At 31.3% G+C, this 21,505-nt stretch carries 30 protein-coding genes; 28 read left to right on the top strand and 2 right to left on the bottom strand.

The features are described from left to right. Positions 1–14: 14 nt before the first annotated feature. On the bottom strand, positions 15–779 hold the full coding sequence (locus tag ETP70_RS06875) for a restriction endonuclease subunit S domain-containing protein (RefSeq protein WP_151900484.1): 765 nt from the start codon (positions 777–779) through the stop codon (positions 15–17). 144 nt (positions 780–923) lie between these two features. Between ETP70_RS06875 and ETP70_RS06870 the strand changes: the two genes are divergently transcribed. The 27 genes from ETP70_RS06870 to ETP70_RS06740 all read left to right on the top strand — a co-directional run bounded on the left by ETP70_RS06870 (position 924) and on the right by ETP70_RS06740 (position 19,985). After that, complete coding sequence (locus tag ETP70_RS06870; protein ID WP_151900483.1) at positions 924–1,337, top strand: hypothetical protein; 414 nt, start codon at positions 924–926, stop codon at positions 1,335–1,337. A gap of 71 nt (positions 1,338–1,408) precedes the next feature. Then, positions 1,409–1,690: a hypothetical protein gene (locus ETP70_RS06865; protein ID WP_151900482.1), complete on the top strand. Its 282-nt coding sequence runs from the start codon at positions 1,409–1,411 to the stop codon at positions 1,688–1,690. A gap of 1 nt (position 1,691) precedes the next feature. After that, positions 1,692–2,039, top strand: a complete 348-nt coding sequence (locus ETP70_RS06860; RefSeq protein ID WP_151900481.1) for a hypothetical protein — start codon at positions 1,692–1,694, stop codon at positions 2,037–2,039. Beyond that, positions 2,017–2,343: a hypothetical protein gene (locus ETP70_RS06855; protein ID WP_151900480.1), complete on the top strand. Its 327-nt coding sequence runs from the start codon at positions 2,017–2,019 to the stop codon at positions 2,341–2,343. Before ETP70_RS06860 ends, ETP70_RS06855 begins: the two co-directional genes overlap by 23 nt. 18 nt (positions 2,344–2,361) lie before the next feature. Further along, positions 2,362–2,706 (top strand): hypothetical protein, encoded by a 345-nt coding sequence (locus ETP70_RS06850; RefSeq protein ID WP_151900479.1) that lies wholly within the window; start codon positions 2,362–2,364, stop codon positions 2,704–2,706. Positions 2,707–2,710: 4 nt separating this feature from the next. Further along, on the top strand, positions 2,711–2,986 hold the full coding sequence (locus ETP70_RS06845) for a molybdenum metabolism regulator (RefSeq protein WP_151900478.1): 276 nt from the start codon (positions 2,711–2,713) through the stop codon (positions 2,984–2,986). Then, positions 2,976–3,179 (top strand): hypothetical protein, encoded by a 204-nt coding sequence (locus ETP70_RS06840; RefSeq protein ID WP_151899643.1) that lies wholly within the window; start codon positions 2,976–2,978, stop codon positions 3,177–3,179. The genes ETP70_RS06845 and ETP70_RS06840 overlap by 11 nt, the downstream gene beginning before the upstream one ends. After that, positions 3,157–4,422: a DUF2130 domain-containing protein gene (locus ETP70_RS06835; protein ID WP_151899644.1), complete on the top strand. Its 1,266-nt coding sequence runs from the start codon at positions 3,157–3,159 to the stop codon at positions 4,420–4,422. Before ETP70_RS06840 ends, ETP70_RS06835 begins: the two co-directional genes overlap by 23 nt. Continuing rightward, positions 4,415–4,789 carry a hypothetical protein gene (locus ETP70_RS06830; protein WP_151899645.1) on the top strand — a complete coding sequence of 125 codons (375 nt, stop codon included), beginning with the start codon at positions 4,415–4,417 and terminating at the stop codon, positions 4,787–4,789. Before ETP70_RS06835 ends, ETP70_RS06830 begins: the two co-directional genes overlap by 8 nt. Positions 4,790–4,816: 27 nt before the next feature. Next, positions 4,817–5,149, top strand: a complete 333-nt coding sequence (locus ETP70_RS06825) for a hypothetical protein (protein WP_151900477.1) — start codon at positions 4,817–4,819, stop codon at positions 5,147–5,149. A 21-nt stretch (positions 5,150–5,170) separates the two neighbouring features. After that, a complete protein-coding gene (locus ETP70_RS06820) occupies positions 5,171–5,533 on the top strand; it encodes a hypothetical protein (protein ID WP_151900476.1) in 363 nt (120 codons plus the stop codon). Between the two features lie 36 nt (positions 5,534–5,569). Beyond that, a complete protein-coding gene (locus ETP70_RS06815) occupies positions 5,570–5,956 on the top strand; it encodes a hypothetical protein (protein ID WP_151900475.1) in 387 nt (128 codons plus the stop codon). A gap of 672 nt (positions 5,957–6,628) precedes the next feature. Next, positions 6,629–7,315 carry a hypothetical protein gene (locus tag ETP70_RS06805; RefSeq protein WP_151900473.1) on the top strand — a complete coding sequence of 229 codons (687 nt, stop codon included), beginning with the start codon at positions 6,629–6,631 and terminating at the stop codon, positions 7,313–7,315. After that, positions 7,302–7,955, top strand: a complete 654-nt coding sequence (locus ETP70_RS06800; RefSeq protein WP_151900472.1) for a hypothetical protein — start codon at positions 7,302–7,304, stop codon at positions 7,953–7,955. The genes ETP70_RS06805 and ETP70_RS06800 overlap by 14 nt, the downstream gene beginning before the upstream one ends. A 3-nt stretch (positions 7,956–7,958) precedes the next feature. Next, on the top strand, positions 7,959–8,309 hold the full coding sequence (locus tag ETP70_RS06795; protein ID WP_151900471.1) for a hypothetical protein: 351 nt from the start codon (positions 7,959–7,961) through the stop codon (positions 8,307–8,309). A gap of 34 nt (positions 8,310–8,343) precedes the next feature. Next, positions 8,344–8,946, top strand: a complete 603-nt coding sequence (locus tag ETP70_RS06790) for a metallophosphoesterase family protein (RefSeq protein WP_230973236.1) — start codon at positions 8,344–8,346, stop codon at positions 8,944–8,946. A 101-nt stretch (positions 8,947–9,047) separates the two neighbouring features. Further along, positions 9,048–11,177, top strand: coding sequence for an AAA family ATPase (locus ETP70_RS06785; RefSeq protein ID WP_230973235.1), 2,130 nt, complete (start codon positions 9,048–9,050; stop codon positions 11,175–11,177). Between the two features lie 51 nt (positions 11,178–11,228). Continuing rightward, positions 11,229–11,390, top strand: coding sequence for a sigma factor-like helix-turn-helix DNA-binding protein (locus ETP70_RS06780; RefSeq protein WP_151900469.1), 162 nt, complete (start codon positions 11,229–11,231; stop codon positions 11,388–11,390). Then, positions 11,390–11,923, top strand: coding sequence for an FtsZ/tubulin family protein (locus tag ETP70_RS06775; protein WP_151900468.1), 534 nt, complete (start codon positions 11,390–11,392; stop codon positions 11,921–11,923). The genes ETP70_RS06780 and ETP70_RS06775 overlap by 1 nt, the downstream gene beginning before the upstream one ends. A 104-nt stretch (positions 11,924–12,027) precedes the next feature. Further along, positions 12,028–13,986 carry a DUF262 domain-containing protein gene (locus tag ETP70_RS06770; RefSeq protein ID WP_151900467.1) on the top strand — a complete coding sequence of 653 codons (1,959 nt, stop codon included), beginning with the start codon at positions 12,028–12,030 and terminating at the stop codon, positions 13,984–13,986. 28 nt (positions 13,987–14,014) lie between these two features. Next, positions 14,015–15,499 carry a DUF2779 domain-containing protein gene (locus tag ETP70_RS06765; RefSeq protein WP_151900466.1) on the top strand — a complete coding sequence of 495 codons (1,485 nt, stop codon included), beginning with the start codon at positions 14,015–14,017 and terminating at the stop codon, positions 15,497–15,499. Beyond that, positions 15,492–16,184 (top strand): hypothetical protein, encoded by a 693-nt coding sequence (locus ETP70_RS06760; protein ID WP_151900465.1) that lies wholly within the window; start codon positions 15,492–15,494, stop codon positions 16,182–16,184. The genes ETP70_RS06765 and ETP70_RS06760 overlap by 8 nt, the downstream gene beginning before the upstream one ends. Before the next feature lie 559 nt (positions 16,185–16,743). Continuing rightward, positions 16,744–17,124, top strand: a complete 381-nt coding sequence (locus ETP70_RS06755; protein ID WP_151900464.1) for a DnaB-like helicase C-terminal domain-containing protein — start codon at positions 16,744–16,746, stop codon at positions 17,122–17,124. Positions 17,125–17,161: 37 nt separating this feature from the next. Beyond that, positions 17,162–17,725 carry a macro domain-containing protein gene (locus tag ETP70_RS06750; RefSeq protein WP_151900463.1) on the top strand — a complete coding sequence of 188 codons (564 nt, stop codon included), beginning with the start codon at positions 17,162–17,164 and terminating at the stop codon, positions 17,723–17,725. Further along, positions 17,715–18,302, top strand: coding sequence for a helix-turn-helix transcriptional regulator (locus ETP70_RS12875; protein WP_488356351.1), 588 nt, complete (start codon positions 17,715–17,717; stop codon positions 18,300–18,302). Before ETP70_RS06750 ends, ETP70_RS12875 begins: the two co-directional genes overlap by 11 nt. A gap of 18 nt (positions 18,303–18,320) precedes the next feature. Continuing rightward, complete coding sequence (locus ETP70_RS12870) at positions 18,321–18,653, top strand: WYL domain-containing protein (protein ID WP_488356350.1); 333 nt, start codon at positions 18,321–18,323, stop codon at positions 18,651–18,653. 114 nt (positions 18,654–18,767) lie between these two features. Then, positions 18,768–19,985, top strand: a complete 1,218-nt coding sequence (locus tag ETP70_RS06740) for an IS256 family transposase (RefSeq protein WP_151901526.1) — start codon at positions 18,768–18,770, stop codon at positions 19,983–19,985. 75 nt (positions 19,986–20,060) lie between these two features. Here ETP70_RS06740 and ETP70_RS06735 read toward each other — a convergent pair whose 3' ends face one another. Next, on the bottom strand, positions 20,061–20,807 hold the full coding sequence (locus tag ETP70_RS06735; protein WP_151900462.1) for a helix-turn-helix domain-containing protein: 747 nt from the start codon (positions 20,805–20,807) through the stop codon (positions 20,061–20,063). A 101-nt stretch (positions 20,808–20,908) separates the two neighbouring features. Between ETP70_RS06735 and ETP70_RS06730 the strand changes: the two genes are divergently transcribed. Then, positions 20,909–21,487, top strand: coding sequence for a hypothetical protein (locus tag ETP70_RS06730; RefSeq protein WP_151900461.1), 579 nt, complete (start codon positions 20,909–20,911; stop codon positions 21,485–21,487). The last annotated feature ends 18 nt before the right edge of the window (positions 21,488–21,505 follow it).

The raw sequence follows: 21,505 nt of genomic DNA, 5'->3' as shown, positions 1-21,505 counted from the left end.
TAGTATATTTGACATTATAATTCTTCAGCCATATTATTAAGTTGTTTTCTAGCTATTTCTAAAGATTTTAATATTTTAATATCTTTTTCATCGATTTTTGAAGTTTTTTTCGTGTTTGTTAAATATAAAGAAAGAGTTTCATCTTTATATTTTTCAAGATTTTTCATCCAATGTTGCATATCTTTGATAATTGCTTTTGCTGTATTTATTACTTTTAAACGCTTATATATAAAATCTTTAAACGCATAATCTCTTGAATAAAACAGCGGAATAGGAAGATTAGCTAAAAAAAGAGGACTGAGAATTTTTCTGTTGTTTTCAGTGCTTTGAGGTCTTTTTGCTATATATTCTTTGACATATGGAAGTTGTAAATATGTTTGAACAAACAAGGAGACTTCTTCTTCCTTCTGTGCATCTTCATATTCAAATTGAATACGTATTGCACTGTTGTTACTTACAACAGGATGCTTATATTCTCTATCAATCCGACCAACTTGAATATCTAATCCTCTGTAGGAAACTAAAAGATCATTTTTATGCAGTGCTTGTGATGCAATTGCACTGGCATTTGCCGGTGCCGGTTTTTTCTTACTAGAATTAACTTGAATGACACCATACGCATCGATATTCGCAAGTGTGACCTCATTATAATCGAGAACATCTCTTTTTGTACCAACACGCACTTTTGAGATGACAGCGATTTTTTTTGTTAAATCTTTAAGCTTGACAATTGGAACATCATGAAACTCTTCTTCTAATTTGGCTTTTAAGTCAAACAAATTAACCCCTTTACATAGTTGTAATTATACTGTTTTTACTATTTGATATTTATGATTTGTACTTTTGTAATATTTTGAGTATACTTCTGTTGAATACAATAACTACCAATATATTTATATGGTAGTTATTAAAAAGGATATAAAATGCTGATTATAAAAATTCTCGTTGCTTTAGCTGTATTGTATGCACTGTATATGATCGCCGTAGAAATCAATAAATACACGCAAAAGAAGTATAGATATTTATTTCTCAATAAAATTACTCTTATTACTTCATTATCAGGATATGGCGCGTCATTCTTTGGCTATAACTGGTATGTAAATGCTCTCAGCCAACATGGTGATATATTAAATGGTCAAATTTTAATGGCAATAGGTGCAATTTTATTACTCTGGACAATTTATACCAATATCGATAAAACAGGTTTATTCACTGGGGCTATTTTTACTGTTATACAACAGGTACTTTATTTAGTAGTAGGTGCAGCTGGTCTTTTTATACTTGTATTATTATTTGCAGTATATGCTCAAGCAAAGCCGGTGTATAGAATAGATTAATGATTTGGCAATTTGCCATAAAATATAAATTAGCATAAAAAAATAATTATAATATAAAAAAGGAGTCAATAATGCGAAATGCTAAAAGGGTACTGGCAATAATAATTTTTTTACTGGGAGGCATCATACTTATGCAATTAGGGTTTACAAATAACACTCAAACCACCAAAAAACAAACAATTCTCGCTTTTCAAAGAGGTAAGAGCTTAATCTGTCAAGCCTCTCTTGGAGGAAGGGCCTCAGTATTGGTAAATAAAAAAGGTGGTTGGCATCTCTATAAAAAGCAATATTTTAAAAAAGAGAATGATCTGCTAAATATTGCATACTGTACTTTAGTAGAAACAGGAGAGTAAGATGAACAGTACAATTTTTTTAATAATAATTTTGGGAATATTAGGAGCTATCTCTATAGCACTTACTTATACACTCTTATTAAAAAATCCATTTAAAAAAGAGAGTAAAGAGAATAAAAACGAGTCAGCTCCTTTACCACAAAAGAGCATCAAGCTCTTCAATGCAAGTGGTGAAGTGCTTTTAGAATACAGAGATTGTTATGTGTCGCATTTTAGTCAAACGCTTTATCTTCTCTCACACCAATATTGTGGTGACGCATTTTTAAAGATTGATAAGGGGAGTGATATGCTCCTGCTTATTGAAAACTATACACAAGGAGAATCAGATGCAAAAAACGAAGTCATTTAATACTCAAGGATCAAATACAGAGCTCTATTCAAGAGAAAGGCTTGCAGGCTCTTTAGAAAAAGCGCTTGCAACTATTAGAGAAAAAAAGTGTGAGGCAATTTACATCACAAAAAATGAAAAGAGTTCCGCAGAAGCAGTCATGCTTGATATTAACGAGTATGAATATCTTTGCCAGCAGTTAGAAAAATATAATGCACTCTCAAATGATGCTACAGACAAACAACTCTCCAGGCGTTTAGATACCATAGAGCAAAAGATTGATGCGATAGGAGAGGGTATAGATATTATAAGAGATGTAAAATAAAAAAAAGAGAGGAAAAATATGTTTGCATTTATAGATCAGGAGATGATAAAAGCCGTTATATTGTTGATTCTAACCATATATGTATTCTATGGAAGTCTGAGTTTGGATGGTTCAAAACCATCTCTTTTAAAAGTGATACATACAATAGCAATTACTGCAATCATATCTATTTTTGTGGTTGCATATAACAATAAAGAGGATGCTATTGCAAATACAAAAGCATTTTTGCATAAAAGTGTATTTGTCTGTAAAAACAGTGAAAACCTCTACCGTGTCAGTAAAAAAGATGGCTGGAGTGTTGATGGGTATTATTTCGTAAAAGACTCCTTAATGATTCGAGCAGATGGGTGTGAGAGGAGATAATAGTATGAGCGCTGATATCCTAAACCAAAGCAACAAGCATTATAGGATCACCCTCTACAGAGAGGTTAACCATAAAATCAGATACTACAAACTCTCACTGATGCTTAACCTCTTTGGTGAGTTTATTTTTTCTAAAGAGTACGGCTCGCTTAAACGCCCTAAACCAACACGGGTAATTGAGGAGTATTATAAAAGCTATAAAGAGGCCTACACCCACCTGCAAAGCAAACTCCAACAAAAGTATAAAAAAGGCTACAAGGAGTGTATCAATGAAAGATGAAGAGATAGAATTTACCCTGCCAAAAGAGCTCTATGAACAACTCAAACACTTAGCAGAGAGTTCAGATATGAGTATAGAGGATATATCAATAGCAGCCCTGGAGGCATTTGTTAAAAAATATAAAAACTACACAAAAGATGAGTATTACAAAGAAAGAGGAGAAAAAACTTATGAATACAGCAGCAACAATTAAGTGCCCAAACTGTGGCAGTGAAATTAACATAGAAGAAGCACTCTACTCCAAACTTCAAACAAAGTTTGATGTAGACAGGGAGAGTGAGCGCAAGAAATATAAACTTGCGATGCAAAACCTCTCTGCCCAAAAAGAGGCAATCGAGGAAAAAGAAGCAGCCTTTGAGCATAAACTCCAAGAGGCACTTAGTCAAACACTAAGCAAAGAGAAGACAAAAATGCAGTACGAACTCACAGAGAGTATCAAGAAAAACCTTTTAGAGGAGAACGCTCTGCAACTCAAACAGCTCCAAAGCGAACTCGACCAAAAGTCCAAACAGCTCCAGGAGCTCAATTTGCAAAAAGCAAAGGTGGCCCAACTAGAGCGAGAAAAGGAGGAACTCTCCTCTAAAATAAAAGCTGAAGCACAAATTGAGCTTAATAAAAAAATCCAACTAGAACGCCAAAAAGCAATCGAGGAGGCAGCCCAGGCAAATGAGATGAAACTCAAAGCCAAAGAGGAGCAGTTAGACCAGATTAAAAAACAGCTTGAAGATGCCAAACGCAAAGCAGAGCAGGGGAGTCAACAACTCCAGGGTGAAGCACAGGAAAAAAGTATAGAGGAGTATCTTAGCCTCACATTTAAATATGATGAAATAACAGAGATAAAAAAAGGAGCCTTTGGAGCTGATTGTATCCAAACCATCAACACCCCTGATTTTACAAACTGTGGAAAAATCTGTTATGAGTCTAAAAATACCAAAACCTTCTCCAATGATTGGATTGCCAAACTCAAATCCGATATGCTTGATGCCAAAGCCGATGTTGGAGTCTTAGTCACTGCCGCCAAACCAAAGGGTATGGAGCAGATGGGATTTATTGATGGTATCTGGGTTTGCTCTTACGATGAGTTTAAAGGGAGTGCTGCTCTAATTAGAGAGGGAATTATTGCAAGTTATATGGCTGCAAAAAGCCAGGAGAATAAAACAGATAAGATGACACTGCTGTATAACTACTTTAGCGGCAATGAGTTTAGTATGCAACTCCAGGCAATAGTATCTGGTTTTATGGCGATGCAAGAAGAACTCAACAAGCAAAAACGCTCTGTTATGGCAAGCTGGAGTCGACAACAAAAACAGATCGATACCGTACTGCTCAATACTACCAATATGTATGGAAATATAAAAGGCATTGCCGGTAATGCAATTGCCAATGTAGAAGCTTTAGAATTAGAACACTTTGAGGAGGAGGGCGAAGATGTTTGAGTATATCAATCCATTTTTTGGGGTGATGCTGCTTTTGGTTATATTTGTCACTCTTTTATTGACGTTTTATGCAATAGGAGAAAAGCAAGCAAAAGGTACAAACTTTAAAGCTCCCTATTTTATGTATGGCGCTTCTGCTCTTTTACTCTTTATGCTTGTTTGGGATGCAACTGACACAAAACATAAAATCCATAATAATATTACAGCCTTCAATGCAAACAGAGCCCTCTCTTGTCAAGCTGCTGGACTCAAGCGTATCATCTCTAAAGCCAAAGGGTGGTATCTGCTTGATACCAACCACTTTAGCAATGGGGACGCTATTATTGCCAATAGTTTGTGTGAAGTGTTACAGATCAAGAAAAAATAATAAAACAAAAATAAGGAGTAAACAAAGATGTTTGAGTATTTTAATTATGGTGGATTTTTTTTCTTGGTGTTTTTAATGCTGATAAGTTTTAAAATGCGAGAGGAGATAGCACCGCTTTATGGACTGTTCATATTGGTATTAGTCCTGATAGTATATGATGCTTACGCATCATATAGTGATGCCAAGAGTAATTTGAAAGCTTTTGAATATGGAAATACACTTACTTGCAGAAGTGGTGGTGGTGCTTATGGTGGTGTACAAAAATACAGTGTCTCTAAAGCAGAGGGTTGGAGAGTGCATAAGAGTTATTTTATTCATGACTCTTTAATGATTCGTGCCGATGAGTGCGAGCTACAATAAAAAAAGAAGGAGAGAAGAGAAATGGTTGGATTTGAGACAATGCTTTTTGATTATAATGAAGGATTAACACGCTTGGGTATTAATCACCCCTACATCACCGGTTTTGATTTTTTTATGAATATTTTTACAACAGCAATTTTAATATTTGGATTTGAAAAGATAGTTGTTGCAAGTGGCATACTTGATAAGTATGAAGATCATATAACACTGCTTACAATGAGTATAGTTGTAGTGGGACCAATTGTTATAGGAATATATTTTCATGAATATACAGAAGTGCTTTTATTTACAGCTTTTGTTCTTATTGTTCTTGCGGTAGCAATATTTGATATATTTGAAGATTTTAGAACCTATCTTGATGAGAAGTTTGGATGGCTCTTTTAATGCATAGCAGATATATGAGGAGGTTTTTTTAAACAGATGCAGTTTTTATATACGAATGAAAAAACAAACAGTTTTATTGAGTTTAGAGTTGAAGATATTACTATCAAAAAACCACTCAAAGAAGCGCACAGGGAAGTAATACAGATCATAAAAAACTTCTCAAATCTAAATAACCCGACACAACTCCCTACTGAATTGTTTGTACAGCTCCAAGAGGATGATTTTACACTCTTTATGCTTGCAGGAGTCAGTAAAGAGTATGAGCAAGAGCTTGAAAAATGTATCTTTATAGAGTTGACCCATGAGTTAAGAGCTTTTTATAAGAGGGAGATTCAAGAGTCCTATAATGTTGAGTATATAGGTAAGGATAAAAAAATCGTCTCTTTTTATGATGAAGGGAGTTTTACTACTGAAATAGTATAGACAACAAAAGGAGAAAACATGGTGGAGTATATTGTATATTTTATGGCATTTGTTGGGGTTACGATGACATTATATTTTTGGTACAAAGAGGCTACGACAGACTACCTCTATGCAGATGACAATGAGGATGAAGTTTGATATGTGATTATGGTAACAATGAATCAATCTTGTAGCTAGAGGTAGCACTCTTGTATAAAAAAGGAACATTTTTTAGTTTTATGTTATAAATAAAAATTTAATTTGTATAGAGATCTGATAGAAAGATATTCAATATACTTTCGAAGGGGATGAAAATGCTGTCAAGTGATTGTAAATATTGTAAGTTTGTTATATGGCAGGTTGCTTTAGGTATTGGAATACGCTGTAGACATAGAGAAAACCAAAAATATAAAAAGATTGATGATAGGCTTCCTGAATTGCCAGTTATAATTTCTAGAGTACCTAGTTGTAATTTTAGGGATGTTTCTTAATAAAACATATTAGACAAGGTATGATTTATTTTCTCTGATGAATATTCCTGAAGCAGTGAGTATTATACACGAAAATATTGACTATAAAGTCGATATAGCTTGGGGGACAACTACTGATGAAGCTCTTAATAAAGACTATGCTAAAGTTACTATTTTCTTTACTGGGCTAAAATAAAATGACTGTAATAGTTAAAGGATATTGATGATTGATGCAGAAATGAATAATAAAATCCCAAAACTTGAAACATGGGAAGATATTCTAACTTCCAATGTATTTGGGGTACTTGAATTAATTGAGTATAAGCACTTATTGAATGTTATATCAATAGCTAAAAATGAAAAGAACGAGAAGGTTGCAAATAAAATAAAAGATAAGAAAATAAAGACTGTTCAATTATGGAAACACTTTAAAAATATTGGGGAACCGGATATTCTAGTAAAATTAGATGATGGAACATTTTTTATTATTGAAGTAAAATATTTTAGTCATGAACATAACAATAAAGATAAAGCAATGGAAGAAAATAGTTCCGATGATGTAAAGGAATATCAGGAAAATGGTCAATTGGCTAGATATTTAGAAATAGAAATTGATAAACAAAAAAGTGATTTTATTATTTATTTAACTGCTGACTATCAAAGTATGAAATATATTAAAGAAAGTAATAGTAGCAGTAAAAATTGTTTAAACAAAATTTATCATATTCATTGGGATGAATTTAATGAATATTTACAAAAAATTCAAAATCTTGAAGGTATAGAAAAGAAAGTAATACATAAAATAATTGAATATTTAGATTTTAAGGGCTTTGAATACTGGAAAGGTTTTCACTATAAAAAAGAGTATGACATAGAAATTACTACAGGAGGATTTTATGAAAACAAATGAAAAAAAACAAATTACAGACATTCTGAATGCTTTTAGATTAATCAATAAAGATATAAGAAAAGCATTTAATATTATGAGTGAGAGGTTAGAATCTAAAAATGATTTTGAGCAATGGAAAAAATGGGAAAAAGGGAATAAAAATGCAAAAGAAGACTATGCAGATTATACAAGTTTTTTTGATGGAGAGGATTGGTACTACTTAAATTGTTATGGTTTATATAAAGAAAAGGTGGTAGGCTTTACTTTTGTAATTAGTGTATGCTATGATGAAGAAGATGTTGATTATGCAAATTTTTTAAAACTATTAGATGCAAATATTAATTTAAATACTCCCCTGCTTTGTATTTTGGGAGTTTATTCACCAATAGATTCACAAAATATTAAATTAGACGACTCTGATGGTAACCACTATGTTGATGAAATATTACAATTTACAGAAGGATGGAGTAATTATAAAAAGGATGCTATAGAATATGACAAATGGCTTGATATTGAAATTGATTGTTTTGATGATAAACAAGTTAAAAAAGGATATGAAGGATGGTACAAACAGGCAAAAATAAAATTAGTTCATATTACTGATATTTTTTCTAAAGGGAAGGCGGAAAACTATATTGATGATTTGATAAAAACAGTGTAATAGATGATAGGAATATTTTGGATTTACAATTCTAAAATCTACTTTAAAACTGTTAAAATAGATGCCGTAAAAGTAATTAATGGATTCATTGATAGTAACTTTTCACACTATCAGGTATGGGATGAAATCTCCTTACAAAACAAAGATTTTTATCTTTATGAATATGAAGAGGTACCAAGAGGTAGAGTTGTTTATGATGTAGACAATAAACAGTATATTGTATATTCTAATGAGGATATTATTAACTCAAATGAATCAAAATCTTTCATCATCAATGCTTTTGATTTATCATCTGCGAATGTATTATTTGAATATGATGCGCATTATGAAATAATATGCAACGGACATAGGTGACCGTTTAACATTGCTATAAAAAACAAGGTTGTTAATGAAAATTTTACACACTACAGATTTACATTTTAATAAAAAATGGTTTGAATGGATAGCGCTACAACAAAAAAACTTTGATATGTTTTGTATCAGTGGAGATTTTCTAGAAAGCTCAAAAAATGAAACGCTTCTGGAGCAAATTAATTGGATAACAACTTGGATTAAAAAGTTTCAAAAACCACTTTTTACATGTAGTGGCAATCACGATATAGGTGAACTAGATAATGAAGACTGGCTAAATAGAATAGACACTTCAAATTATTATCCTGATAATACAATTACAACCATAGATAATTTAAAGTTTGGTTGCTACCCATACATTGGTGCTGATGGTTACTTTGAGTTTGATGAATGTGATGTTATCATTACTCATGTACCACCTGCTAACACAAAAACTTCAATGAACAAAAAGGATAATGACTGGGGAGATAAGGAATTATACAATGCAATTAAAAATAAAATAATAAATCCCAAAATATTACTTTGTGGTCATATGCACAAACCTATTAAATCTATGGATACACTTTTCAATACAACTATTTATAACCCTGGTACCAATAAGTATAACGACATCCCTAATTATTGCACAATAGATATTTAAGATATTAAAAAAATGAGTAGTCCTTTTAAGCTTTTATCTTCCAGACATAAAGCTGTCATAATGTAATCATATACTTCTTTATAAAATATGAGGAGTAGATGATGAAAACTATAAGAAAAAGAGAACAAAGAAGATATACATTAGAGATAAATAAAGAAGATTATATAGACAAAAACCTTATCGATAAGGCAAGCTTATGGACACTACGAATACTTTTAAAATTGGGAGGACATAAGGAGTTTATCGATAAAGATGACTATATTTTAAAAGATAATATTTTCGCTTTTTTGGGTGGAAATAAGTTTTTAGAAAATGAAAAGTTTACGCGTGAGGATATCTTAGAATATTTTGCACAAAAACTTGAAAAACTCGAACAACAAAAAAGATTCTCTTCACATCCAATTTTGTCAACAAATATCGCGCAAATCTCCTCTTTGATGAATCTAAATCGTTATGAAGAGCAAATTTTAGAGTTTAGTGTTTTAATAAAACAGTATGAGATTTTAGATGATGCTGTAGAGCTTTTGGGACATGAACTCAATACGACACAAGTTAAAAGAGCTTTAAGTATCATATTAAATATTCCAAAAGATGAAGTAAAAAAAGCGCTCTCTTCAAAAGCTAAACTTACCAAATCTTCTTTGGTACTTATAGATAAACGCAATACAAATTCACTCGATAGAAAACTAGATTCAATTAGTGATACTTTTATAGATAATCTCTTGAATCTGGATGAAGATATATCTGTAATGCTCAAAGAATCAGTAAGTAGATGCTCAAAAGGGAGTTTGAAGCTTAAAGATTATGAGCATATCAAAGAAGATATTAATCTGTTACTACCTTATCTTAAAAAAAGTATTAAACAAAAACAAGAGGGTGTCAACATACTTCTATATGGCGCACCTGGAACAGGAAAAACTGAACTTGCTAAAACCTTGGCTAAAAAACTCAAACTTAATCTTTTTGAAGTAAGCTACACAGATGAAGATGATGAGTCTATAGATGGGGAGAAGAGACTCAAATCCTATAGGTTAGCTCAAGCACTCCTTGGAGATAAAAAGACACTTCTAATGTATGATGAAGCAGAAGATATCTTTCAAGGTGGTGGAAGTAGTTTTTTTAGTATGCTTTTTGGTAGTTCAAGCCGTCAAAAAGATAAAGCATGGATTAACAAAGTGTTAGAGACAAATACAATTCCAACTATCTGGATTACTAATAACATTAATGCCTTAGACCCTGCACTTGTAAGAAGATTTGATATGAGTATAGAGTTGCCAATCCCTCCAAAATCTAAACGGGAAAAAATTATAGAGAGTTATAGCAATGGGCATCTTGATACGGCAAGTATTCAGACATTAGCAGAGCATGAAGATGTAGCTCCAGCACTTATCACACGAGCATCTAAAGTGTTGGAAGTTATAGGTGAAGAGAAAAACTCTGATGCATTTATACATCTTGTAAGCAATACGCTAAAAGCCCAGGGGCATAAAGAGTTAGAAAAAGGTAGTGGCATAGAGATTGCGAAAAATATTTATAATCCGAGCTATATCAACACAAGTACAGATTTAGAGAAGCTTACACTTGGGATAAAAGAGAGTAAAAACGCAAGGCTTTGTCTCTATGGAGCACCAGGAACAGGAAAGAGTGCTTATGGGAAGTATATAGCCAAACAACTCAACAAACCATGTATTATAAAAAAGGGAAGTGACCTCATAAGTAAATGGGTAGGAGGCACCGAACAAAATATTGCTAATGCTTTTAAAGAGGCTGAAGCTGAAGATGCCGTACTTGTCTTTGATGAAGTAGATAGCTTTTTAAGTGACAGAACACAGGCTCAAAACTCATGGGAAGTGACACAGGTAAATGAGATGTTGGTGCAGATGGAAAATTTTAATGGTATCTTCATAGCCACCACAAACCTGATGGACAATCTTGATAAAGCAAGTCTAAGACGATTTGATTTAAAACTAGAGTTTGAGTATCTCAAAGCAGAACAATCACTCAAACTCTTTAGCGAATATGTAAAAGAGTTTGGGTTTAAAAAACTTGCAGATATGCAAAAACAAAAAGTAAAATCTTTGAGAAATCTGGCACCAGGGGATTTTGCAGCTGTTGCAAGACAAAATAGATTTAATCCTCTTAAAAGTGTTGAAGATTTTATCCAAAGGCTTGAAGATGAAGTGGCTGTTAAAAATGAAGTGCATAAAAATGTTATGGGTTTTTTGGCTTAATTAATGGCGAGTTTAAGCTTATATCTTATATAAAATAGGAGGGAGAATAGTATGAAATCAATAAAAAATGGGGATTATACTCTAGAAGAGATAGCCAAGATATTGGGGATTACCAGAGAACGAGTGAGACAAATAGAAGCACAAGCCTTAAAAAAACTCAAGTCTCCAAAGATTGGTAAAAAATTAAGAGAATATGTGTCAGGAGAAAGTTGATGAAAAAAGTTGAAACAACCCAAGCAGATGCAGATTTACACAAGAAAGAGCTATGTGCATATATAGACAATACAGAGTTCAGTGATGAAATAAAAAAAGCTGTAAAAGGAATGCTCGGAGTAGTTTTACCGAGTGGAGATAATGATATGAGTCTTGATTTGGCTGATTTTGAAGTTATTGTCAATCATGGTGGTGTAGCATTTAGTGGTATTGGAGAATTTGATGGCAAAAATTCAGCAGCTGAAGCTATAAGGCGATCGATTGAAAACTCATCATTGGAATATAACTTGATAAATAAAATGTCAGGCATATTAATACATTTTACTATACATCCTGATTTTTCTATTGAGGATATTGCTGAAGCAATGGAAATAATACATGAAAATGCTCACGATGAATCTGACATTATGTGGGGAACTACAACGGACAAATCAGTTAGTAAGAGTTATGTAAAGGCTAGTATTTTGTTCACGGGATTTGAAAAAAATGGCAATAAATATATAGTTGCTAATAATATTGACTACGGGAAATGAATAACTTTTTATAAATTTAATTTGTAAAATTAATATTAAGCATGCATAAATTTACAAATAGGTAAGATAAATTTAATTATTAGAGCATGAAAGGAAAATAATAAATGTCAGATAATAAACTTCTATCTCTCAGTGAAATTTTTAATGATAAGTTTTTTAGAATACCTGATTTTCAGCGGGGATATTCTTGGGGAATAATTCAATTGGATGATTTTTGGGAAGATTTAATGAATTTAAAAAATGATAAGATTCATTATACTGGTCTTCTCACCGTTGAACAGGTTAGCAAAAGTAATATACTTAATAATGAACAATGGAAAGATGATTTGTGGCTGTTTGAAAGAGGTTTTAAAGCCTTTTATCTTATAGATGGTCAGCAAAGATTAACTACAGCCATTATTTTAATCAATGAAATATTAAACTTTATTCCAGATGATAAAGGTATTAATTTTAATGAAAAAACATATTGGATAAAGAAATATTTATATCAAGCATTTGGAGAAAACTATAAATCATATATTTTTGGGTATGAACGTGATAATCCTAGTGATGAGTATTTTAAAACAAAAATTTTAGCTCAGAAATCATCATCTTCTGACAAAGTGCCAGAGCAAACTCTCTATACTGCGAATCTCAAGAGAGCAAAAGAATATTTTCATAAAAAACTAAAAAACTTGGATAGAGATGCACTTGGTTCCATCTTTAAAAAAATAAATACAATGTTTAAATTTAATCTGTATGAAATTGATGACGAACTAGATGTTTATGTTACATTTGAAACTATGAATAACAGAGGTAAGGCTTTGTCAAGCTTAGAACTTCTCAAAAATAGACTTATTTATTTATCTACATTGTTGGAAGTAAATGAATCATTAAGAACAAGACTTAGAAAAGACATTAATGAAACATGGAAAACTATCTATGAATACCTTGGAAAAAATAAAGATAATGCGATGGATGATGACGATTTTTTACGGAACCATTGGATTATGTATTTCAAGTATGACAGAAATGAAGCCAATGCTTATGCAAAATTTTTGCTAAACAAAAAATTTACGGCGAAGGAAACAATCGAAGGAAATGTAACACTTGATGATATCAAAAAGTACATTGATAGCCTTTCAGATAGTGTTAAGTCTTGGTTCTATATTTCTAATCCAGAATTTTCTACCTATACTGACGAAACCAAAGAGTGGCTTCAAAAACTTAACAGAGTAGGAATGGGGGCATTCCCTCCCTTAATTATGGCATCAATGGCCAAGCATGATGAAGAAGATTTTTTACTTCTTTTGAAAGCAGCTGAACGATTTATTTTTCTCGTTTTTAAACTTTCTCAAAGATCGTCAAATACTCAGAATAATTATTTTTATAGACTAGCAAATGATTTCTATTTTAAAAAGGATGATTTAACTTTACAGAAAGTTATTGAAATTATAGAGCAATTGACAGATGGTGAAGATGGCGAAGGGGATGAGTACACTTATTATGGTTGGTTTAACCTTGATAAGTTTAGTAGTTACATAAAAGAGCGCTTTGAAAAAGATGAAGGATATTTTAGTTGGAATGGATTAAGATATTTTTTGTATGAGTATGAATTATATTTACAAAAAAAAGCCAAAGGAAACCAAAAAGTTCACTGGTCTGATTTTAGTAAGCGTAAAAAAGAAGATACTATCGAACATATTTATCCTCAAACACCTAACGATAAATGTTGGAAATCAGTATTCGACACTTATACTAAAAAAGAGAAAATAAAACTATTACATAACCTCGGAAATTTAGTTTTGCTTGCTCGTTCAAAAAACTCTGAACTTCAAAATAAATGTTTTGATTTTAAAAAGAGTCATATTGATAAAAAAGGTAACAAGGTTGGATTTTTTAATGGGTCATATAGTGAAATAGAAATTGCAAGCTATTCTAATTGGACACCAAGTACAATAAAAGATAGAGGTGAACAATCACTTGATTTTTTAGTAAAAAGATGGGATATCGATTTTGAGGGATGGGAAACTGACAAAGAAGATTTGTTACTACTTGATTTCATAGATACAGCCTCCAAATAGAGATGAAAAATTTGAAAAGAATTTAACAATGACCCTCTCTAAATCCCAATACATAAGAGGCTTACAATGTCACAAATTCCTATGGCTCTACAAACACAAACCAGAACTCCGTGATACTCCAGATAAAGCGCAAGAGTCTTTATTTGACAAAGGTTATGAAGTAGGAGATTTGGCAAAAGAGTTGTTTCCAAATGGTGTTGAGATTGAGTTTGATAATTTCAATTTTAATAGGATGATGGAAAAGACACAAGAGCATATAGATAATGGAGCTAAAGTTATATATGAAGCTGCTTTTAGTGCAGGTGGTGTTTTTGCTATGGCAGATATTTTGGTAAAAAATGGTGATGCTTGGGATATCTATGAGGTGAAGGGAAGTACGGAGGTAAAAGATTACTATATAGATGATGCATCTGTTCAATGGTATGCTCTTTCTCAAACTATTTCACTGAAAAATGCTTATATTGTACATATTAATAACAATTATGTAAGAGATGGTGCTCTCGATGTACAAAAGCTCTTTACAATTGTAAATATTACACAAGAAGTTCTACAAAAACAATCAGATGTATTGAAAAATCTTCAGATTTATGAGCAAATGTTGGAAAATCAAATGCCTGCGATAGATATTGGAAAACACTGTAGCAGTCCAAATCAATGTGATTTTATTTCATATTGTTGGGCACATATACCTAAAAAGAACTCTGTTTTTGATCTCTCGTATGCAATGGGAAAGCAGTGGAAACTGTATGAACAAGGAATACTAAGTATAGATGACATACCTGATGATTTTCATTTAGGATCCAATGCATCATTACAGGTACAACATCATAAGTCACAAAAGATAAAAATAGATAAACCTAAAATAAAAGAATTTTTAGACACGATTGAATATCCTATAAATTTCTTTGATTTTGAGACTTTTCAAAATGCCATACCAAGATTTGACAATCAACGACCTTATGCACAGATGCCTTTTCAGTATTCACTCCATATATTGCATGAAAATGGAAAATTAGAGCATAAAGAGTTTTTAGGAGATGAAAATAGTGATCCAAGAAGAGCTCTTTCAGAACAAATGCTTAAAGATATTACACCAACTGGTTCAATCATCGCTTTTAACCAATCATTTGAAATAACACAGATTAAAAACTTGGCTTTACTCTTTCCAGATTTGAGTGATAAACTTTTAGCTTTAAATGAGAGGTTTATAGACCTTGCATACCCATTCCAGCACAAACATTACTATCATCCAAAATTTAATGGTAAATACTCCATAAAAGTTGTTTTACCAACACTGTTTCCAGATGATGATGAACTAGACTATAAAAAGCTTGGAAGTATTCAAAATGGTGGTGATGCCATGGATACTTTTGCTAATTTATATTTGCTAAAAGATAAAAATCAATTAGCTGAGATAAAAAAGGACTTACTTGCTTATTGTCGGTTAGATACTTTGGCAATGGTTCGGATTTGGGAGAAGTTACATAATTTAATTGGAGATAAACATGAATGATATAATTGAGATAAGTACAAAAGATACATTAGTTGATGGCAATGGAATTAGAAGTATGAGAAAGTTTTTACATAGTACAATAGAGTTATTTGCTGAAGAATCATTAGAATTTTATAAACACTGGGGAGAGTTTCCTTTCATATATGGTGAAAAACAAGTTAATTCTGTAATCATTCCAGCAATTCACAAATATACAGGTAACATTTGGTTGGAACAACCCTTTAAAAAAGCAAAAAATAATCAAAGATTTTTAGATATTGCTACTACAAAAGGAAATAATATTTATCTAATTGAACTAAAACATTCTTTTAATAGTAAAAATAATGCTATCGCAAAATATACAGATTCTGAATGGGAAAAAGCGATTGAACAAATTTCTGATATTAATAGAAAAACGATCGGAGATTATTTTAATTACGAAGAATTTAATGTTTTTAAGATAGCTTTGATGATTATGCCTACATACTTATTTAGCGATAAAAAACATAGTATTTTAGATATGAAGGCACATGACTATGTAAATAAATTATTTCAAGAATATGAGTGCTATAATGCTGAAAAATATAGAGCAAATTTTATAGGAACAATGAAGTTCATTGACCCTGTAGTATATAAGCATGAATTTATAAACGGAAATCGTATTTATCCTTTTGTATCCTTTATTGCCAGAATTGAAGAAATTTAGTTATAGGAATAATTATGATTGAAGTATTTGGGATACACAAATCTCAAATATATTTAAAATCTATTAAATCCGATGAAGTAAAAGAAATAAATTGTTTTATTGACAGCAACTTCTCACACTATCAAGTATAGGATGAAATATCCGCACAAAACAAAGAATTTTATCTTTATGAGTATGAAGATATTCCAAGGGGTAGAGTTGTTTATGATGTTAAAAATACACAGCATATTGTATATTCAAATAACGACATCATTACTTCAGATAAAGCTAAAAAATTAATAGTAAAAGCATTTAATTTAAATATCAATATGATGCGCATTATAAAATACAAAGTTTGTCATAAGGAGACATAAAGATGTCAAGAGGACTAAATATCATTTAACTTAAAATTAAAGGAGATAAAGAGTTAAATATCTCTAAAGAAAAATGCCGACAAGTTCTATTGATAGCAATGAAAAAACTTAAAAACCCAAAATTTGAAGCTAGATTTATAGATATGAAAGATACCTTAAATCAATGACCAAATGATACTAATACCAAAAAATTATAAGGATTAATTATGGACCCAACAGTAAGTAATGTAATATTACTCTCAGGAAGACCAGCCTCTGGTAAAACAGCAATGATGATAGCATATGCAAATATATATCCAAAAAGCACAATGGTCTTAACTCAAGAAAATTCTAAGGAGCAATTACTAAATCGAGGATTATCTAAAGAAATAATAGTTATAGATGATATTGAGATATTTAAAAGTGTAAGTATTTCCAAATATGAAACATTATGTATTGATTATATTGACTTGCTCGATAATGAATTTATTATTAAATACATATATCCATTGATAAATACTAAGCTTAGAATTATTGCATTGCAACAAATGGATAGGAATGGTATTGTCAGAAAGAATATATTTAATGATTATATAAATGATGCTTAGATTGATGTACCAACACATTATAAAGTAGAGATCTAGTATGCCATATTCAATAGTTGTAAAACAAGGAAATTTACTAAATGAAGAAGCAGACTTTATTGTCAATGCTTCAAATACGAAGTTAATACTTGGTAGTGGTGTTTCTATGGCTTTTAAAAGACACTGTGGCATTGAATTGCAAAATGAGATGAGTAGTGTATTAATCTCTATTGATAGTGATTTGGAGCAAGGAGATGTTGTCGCTACATCATCTGGAAAAGCTAATAATTTTAAATACTCGTTGCATGTTGCCATAATGAATTACAATCAAGGTGTTAAATATAATAAGAAAAATCCAACGATAGAAATTATTAAAAAAGCTTTACAAAATATAGAAAATTATCTACTCTGGTATGCTAAAAATAAATCAAATAGTATGAAGTTAGTTTTACCATTAATGGGTTGTGGTGTTGGTGGACTAGATAAAACTGATGTTATAAAACTTTATAAAAATTTTTTCTATAGAGATGTGGCATTTGAATGTGAAGTAATCATATATGGGTATAATATTGAAGATTATAAGAAGATATGCAAAATTATGAGGATAGAAGATAATGGCATATAAACACGACTATGACAAGATTTTGACGAGACTTACAACTATTCTTTCACGACTAAATGATGGAGAAGCTCTTTCAGTGAAAGAACTTGCAAAAGAGTTTAATACAAGTGAAAGAACCATACAAAGAGATTTTAATGAGCGTTTAGTCTCATTTCCAATTTATCAAGAGAAGAAAAAATGGAAGATGCAAGATGGGTATAAAATAGAAAAGAGCAGATCTTTAGAAGATGAGATTATCTTGGATATTCTTGAGAAGATCACAGAGGGCATAGGCGGTTCTTTTTCTGCAAGAGCGCATGCACTTCTCTCAAAAATCAAAAATGAAGATTTTAATCCTATTTATGCAAAACTCAATATTGAAGATATCAGTGATAAACTAGCAGATATACAGATCTTAGAACAAGCCATAAAAGAAAAAAGAGAGATAGAGTGTATTTATGATAATGAACGTAAAAAGCCTTATAAAACAACCTTACAGCCCTTGAAAATAGCAAACTATGAGGGCTTTTGGTATCTCATTACAAAAAAAGATGATGAACTAAGAAAATATTATCTTAAAAATATTTCACAACCGATTTGATTGAATAAACACTTTGCGGTGGAGACTGAGCTTGAAGAGTTACTTCAAAACTCTCTATCTATCTGGTTTAGTAAAAGTACAGAGCCTTTTGAAGTAAAATTGTATGCTGATGAAAATGCTGCAAAATATTTTAAGCGAAGACCACTTTCCACACAAATAGTTGAGTGTCTCAATAGTGATGGAACAATGGAGTTTAGTATTAAGATAACACATGAGATGGAGATACTGCCCATAGTTAAATATTGGATACCTCATTTGCACATTATAGAACCACAATGGATTCAAGATATTATTGATGATGATTTAAAAGAATATTTAAATGATATTTCAAATCGGGAGCATTTGGAATAAAAGAAGATAGGGTTTATCGAGGGTGTAAAAACAACTGTGTAAATCCAAAAAACTAATTTATCAGATAGGCTTAAAAATTGCTATTAGCGATAAATTTATTTGAAGGATTTACAGATAGATATTTTAAATAAAGAAGAGCTACGTAGACAAATAAAAGAAGGCAAAGAGATTTCACTCGATGGGATATTGGATGATTTTAAAACTCTTCTTCGAGAAACAATTCAAACAGCGACTGAAGTAGAACTTGATGATCATTTAGGTTACGAGAAGCATCAGAAGTCAGATAACTTCAACTATCGTAACGGTACAAATAAAAAGACTCTAAAATCGAAATATGGTGATGTAGATGTTGCAATACCACGAGATAGAGATGGAAGTTTTGAACCACAGCTTGTAAAGAAACGGGAAACACTTCTAAACGGCAGTGAAGATCTTATACTTTCACTTTATACTAAAGGGATGAGTGTCAGAGATATACAGCACCACCTTGATGATCTTTACGGTTATCAACTTTCAGAACAAACAATCTCAAATATCACCGATACAATTATAGAGAAAGCAAAAGAGTGGCAGAACCGTCCACTCGAACCAATCTATCCAATAGTCTTTATGGATGCTACTGTGCTCAAAATAAGAGTGGAGAGAGTTGTAAAAAACATAGCTGCATATATTATGCTAGGAGTCACACTTGAAGGAAAAAAAGAGATATTAGGTATTTGGATTGGTGAAAATGAAACAAGCAAATATTGGCTCTCACTACTTAACGAACTAAAAAACCGTGGTGTGGATGATGTACTTATTTTTGCCATAGACGGACTTAACGGTTTCAATGAAGCTATTGAGGCTGTTTACCCAAAAGCAGAGATACAACGTTGTATTGTCCATCAGATTAGAAGTTCACTTCGTTATGTCTCTTGGAAGGATAGAAAGGCAGTAGCAGCTGATTTAAAAATGATCTATACAGCAACTACTGAAGAAGATGCACAAGAGGCACTTTTGGAATTTAATGATATTTGGGGCAATAAGTATCCTCATATTACACAGTCTTGGACAAATCACTGGAATGAGCTGGCAACTTTTTTCAAATATCCTAAGCCGATCAGAAAGTTGATTTATACCACAAATCCTATTGAATCGCTCAATTCAAGCATTAAAAGACGCACAAAATCCAAAGGCTCATTTCCTACGATTGATGCAGCTTTTAAGGTGCTTTATCTCTCAACTCAGGAGGTTCAGGAAAAATGGAATCGTAACGGACTTAGAAATTGGAGTGAAATTTACCCTCAACTTTGTATATTTTTCAGTGAAATTATGGAAAAATATACAAGGTAGTTAAATGGGCTGGAGGTGATTTACACAGTTTAGTTTACAGGCTCAAAAATTTCCAATATTATAGCACTGAGAGTACTACTTTGTTTTGAATTTACTTGGAAAAAGTGCTTTTAGCTTAATATTTCTATGATATTTAATCATGCTCGCTGGCATTTTTCCTTCTAGCTTTTTAAGTGTTATGTTTGCATTTTCAACTAAAGCTTTACACTCTTCTTCAGATAATTCTAGCTCAAACTTTGCAGATATTTCATTCTTGATTCTTTGAGTAAATACAGGATTATTGTTCCATGATAAAGTTTTAAAAGAGAATATTATATCAAGAAGATATTTTCTATAAGATTTTATTAAAGCTTTATTTTGATCTTGTAGAATGAACTGAAAAATGTAATATAGAAATAAGAACGGTCTGACAGGTATATGTCCTTCTAATTTAAGAGCTTCTAAAAATTTATAAATTGGTGATTTTTCTTCATCAGATGTTTCAAATTTTGATAGTATCTCTTCTATTAAAATTTCAGTGAGTTTTTCATTAAGTTCTTTTTGAGTTAATGCTGCGTTTATATCTTTAAGTAAATCTAAATTTTCTTGCGATATAAAAAGTAGCTCAATACTAGTATACATATCTGGATAATCAAGAAAAAGCCACATAGGATTAATATTTAAAGTTTTTATTAATGTTTCTAAGAAAGCAAAATCTGGTTTTCTATCACCTTTTTCATACCGACTAATAGCTGCTTGTGTAACATCTAATAATTTTGCAAAATCCTTTTGATTTAAATTTAATTGTTTTCTTATAAAGCTAATTTTGTCAGAAATATTCATAATATTAAAAAAATCCTTGACATATTTAATAATAGTGGTATATAATATACCAAATGGTATTTTATATACTATCTCAGTATTATATACGAAAAGGTTTATATATGCAAGCACTGGAGATAGCAAGTGTATATTTTATAAAAAAAATAGTAAATCCGGAAGATATCTTTTTGATTGATGTGATTTTTGAAAATGCTTGTTTTTGGTCTAGGGAGTCTTGTAGAGAATTATTTCAGAAAAATCCCAACCGACAAGATTTAGTAAGAAAAATAGATGATGTGGGTAGTGAGGTTGATAGATATATGTATGATAAACGGTTTAAAATGCTTAAAAATGCGAAAAAAGGAAAAAATTCACTTTCGAATGCTTTGGTTAATTCTGAAAGTACAATCAAATGGTTCATAGAGCGATGGATAAATATTTTTATGAATATTTCCACAAATTCTAAATATAAAGCTTATATAGATGTTGGATCAATTGGTTTAGAACTTAATGAAAACATAAGTTATTCTGAAGATGCTTTAGTGTTGATGATAAAAGAGGAAGAAAAATTAGAATATGAAAAACAACAACAAATGGAGATAAAAAAATGGGATAAAAATTTAATAAAGATGGTGGGAAATGGACAAATAGGTGGTGAATCCACTGAGTCTGGCAGGACTCAGATGATTTTAATTTTTTAATCCAAATGTAGAAAAAGG

Source organism: Sulfurimonas hydrogeniphila, assembly GCF_009068765.1.
GTDB lineage: Bacteria > Campylobacterota > Campylobacteria > Campylobacterales > Sulfurimonadaceae > Sulfurimonas > Sulfurimonas hydrogeniphila.
This window is presented reverse-complemented; position numbering and strand designations above follow the sequence as displayed.

Coding starts and splice junctions, on each gene's coding strand:
- ETP70_RS06770 (WP_151900467.1), top strand. CDS start 12,028: ATGTCAGATAATAAACTTCTATCTCTCAGTGAAATTTTTAATGATAAG.
- ETP70_RS06825 (WP_151900477.1), top strand. CDS start 4,817: ATGTTTGAGTATTTTAATTATGGTGGATTTTTTTTCTTGGTGTTTTTA.
- ETP70_RS06855 (WP_151900480.1), top strand. CDS start 2,017: ATGCAAAAAACGAAGTCATTTAATACTCAAGGATCAAATACAGAGCTC.
- ETP70_RS06845 (WP_151900478.1), top strand. CDS start 2,711: ATGAGCGCTGATATCCTAAACCAAAGCAACAAGCATTATAGGATCACC.
- ETP70_RS06800 (WP_151900472.1), top strand. CDS start 7,302: ATGAAAACAAATGAAAAAAAACAAATTACAGACATTCTGAATGCTTTT.
- ETP70_RS06805 (WP_151900473.1), top strand. CDS start 6,629: ATGATTGATGCAGAAATGAATAATAAAATCCCAAAACTTGAAACATGG.
- ETP70_RS06830 (WP_151899645.1), top strand. CDS start 4,415: ATGTTTGAGTATATCAATCCATTTTTTGGGGTGATGCTGCTTTTGGTT.
- ETP70_RS06765 (WP_151900466.1), top strand. CDS start 14,015: ATGACCCTCTCTAAATCCCAATACATAAGAGGCTTACAATGTCACAAA.
- ETP70_RS06785 (WP_230973235.1), top strand. CDS start 9,048: ATGAAAACTATAAGAAAAAGAGAACAAAGAAGATATACATTAGAGATA.
- ETP70_RS06850 (WP_151900479.1), top strand. CDS start 2,362: ATGTTTGCATTTATAGATCAGGAGATGATAAAAGCCGTTATATTGTTG.
- ETP70_RS06870 (WP_151900483.1), top strand. CDS start 924: ATGCTGATTATAAAAATTCTCGTTGCTTTAGCTGTATTGTATGCACTG.
- ETP70_RS06865 (WP_151900482.1), top strand. CDS start 1,409: ATGCGAAATGCTAAAAGGGTACTGGCAATAATAATTTTTTTACTGGGA.
- ETP70_RS06835 (WP_151899644.1), top strand. CDS start 3,157: ATGAATACAGCAGCAACAATTAAGTGCCCAAACTGTGGCAGTGAAATT.
- ETP70_RS06840 (WP_151899643.1), top strand. CDS start 2,976: ATGAAAGATGAAGAGATAGAATTTACCCTGCCAAAAGAGCTCTATGAA.
- ETP70_RS06815 (WP_151900475.1), top strand. CDS start 5,570: ATGCAGTTTTTATATACGAATGAAAAAACAAACAGTTTTATTGAGTTT.
- ETP70_RS06760 (WP_151900465.1), top strand. CDS start 15,492: ATGAATGATATAATTGAGATAAGTACAAAAGATACATTAGTTGATGGC.
- ETP70_RS06755 (WP_151900464.1), top strand. CDS start 16,744: ATGGACCCAACAGTAAGTAATGTAATATTACTCTCAGGAAGACCAGCC.
- ETP70_RS06750 (WP_151900463.1), top strand. CDS start 17,162: ATGCCATATTCAATAGTTGTAAAACAAGGAAATTTACTAAATGAAGAA.
- ETP70_RS06775 (WP_151900468.1), top strand. CDS start 11,390: ATGAAAAAAGTTGAAACAACCCAAGCAGATGCAGATTTACACAAGAAA.
- ETP70_RS06820 (WP_151900476.1), top strand. CDS start 5,171: ATGGTTGGATTTGAGACAATGCTTTTTGATTATAATGAAGGATTAACA.
- ETP70_RS06860 (WP_151900481.1), top strand. CDS start 1,692: ATGAACAGTACAATTTTTTTAATAATAATTTTGGGAATATTAGGAGCT.
- ETP70_RS06795 (WP_151900471.1), top strand. CDS start 7,959: ATGATAGGAATATTTTGGATTTACAATTCTAAAATCTACTTTAAAACT.
- ETP70_RS12875 (WP_488356351.1), top strand. CDS start 17,715: ATGGCATATAAACACGACTATGACAAGATTTTGACGAGACTTACAACT.
- ETP70_RS06735 (WP_151900462.1), bottom strand. CDS start 20,807: ATGAATATTTCTGACAAAATTAGCTTTATAAGAAAACAATTAAATTTA.
- ETP70_RS06790 (WP_230973236.1), top strand. CDS start 8,344: ATGAAAATTTTACACACTACAGATTTACATTTTAATAAAAAATGGTTT.
- ETP70_RS06780 (WP_151900469.1), top strand. CDS start 11,229: ATGAAATCAATAAAAAATGGGGATTATACTCTAGAAGAGATAGCCAAG.
- ETP70_RS06730 (WP_151900461.1), top strand. CDS start 20,909: ATGCAAGCACTGGAGATAGCAAGTGTATATTTTATAAAAAAAATAGTA.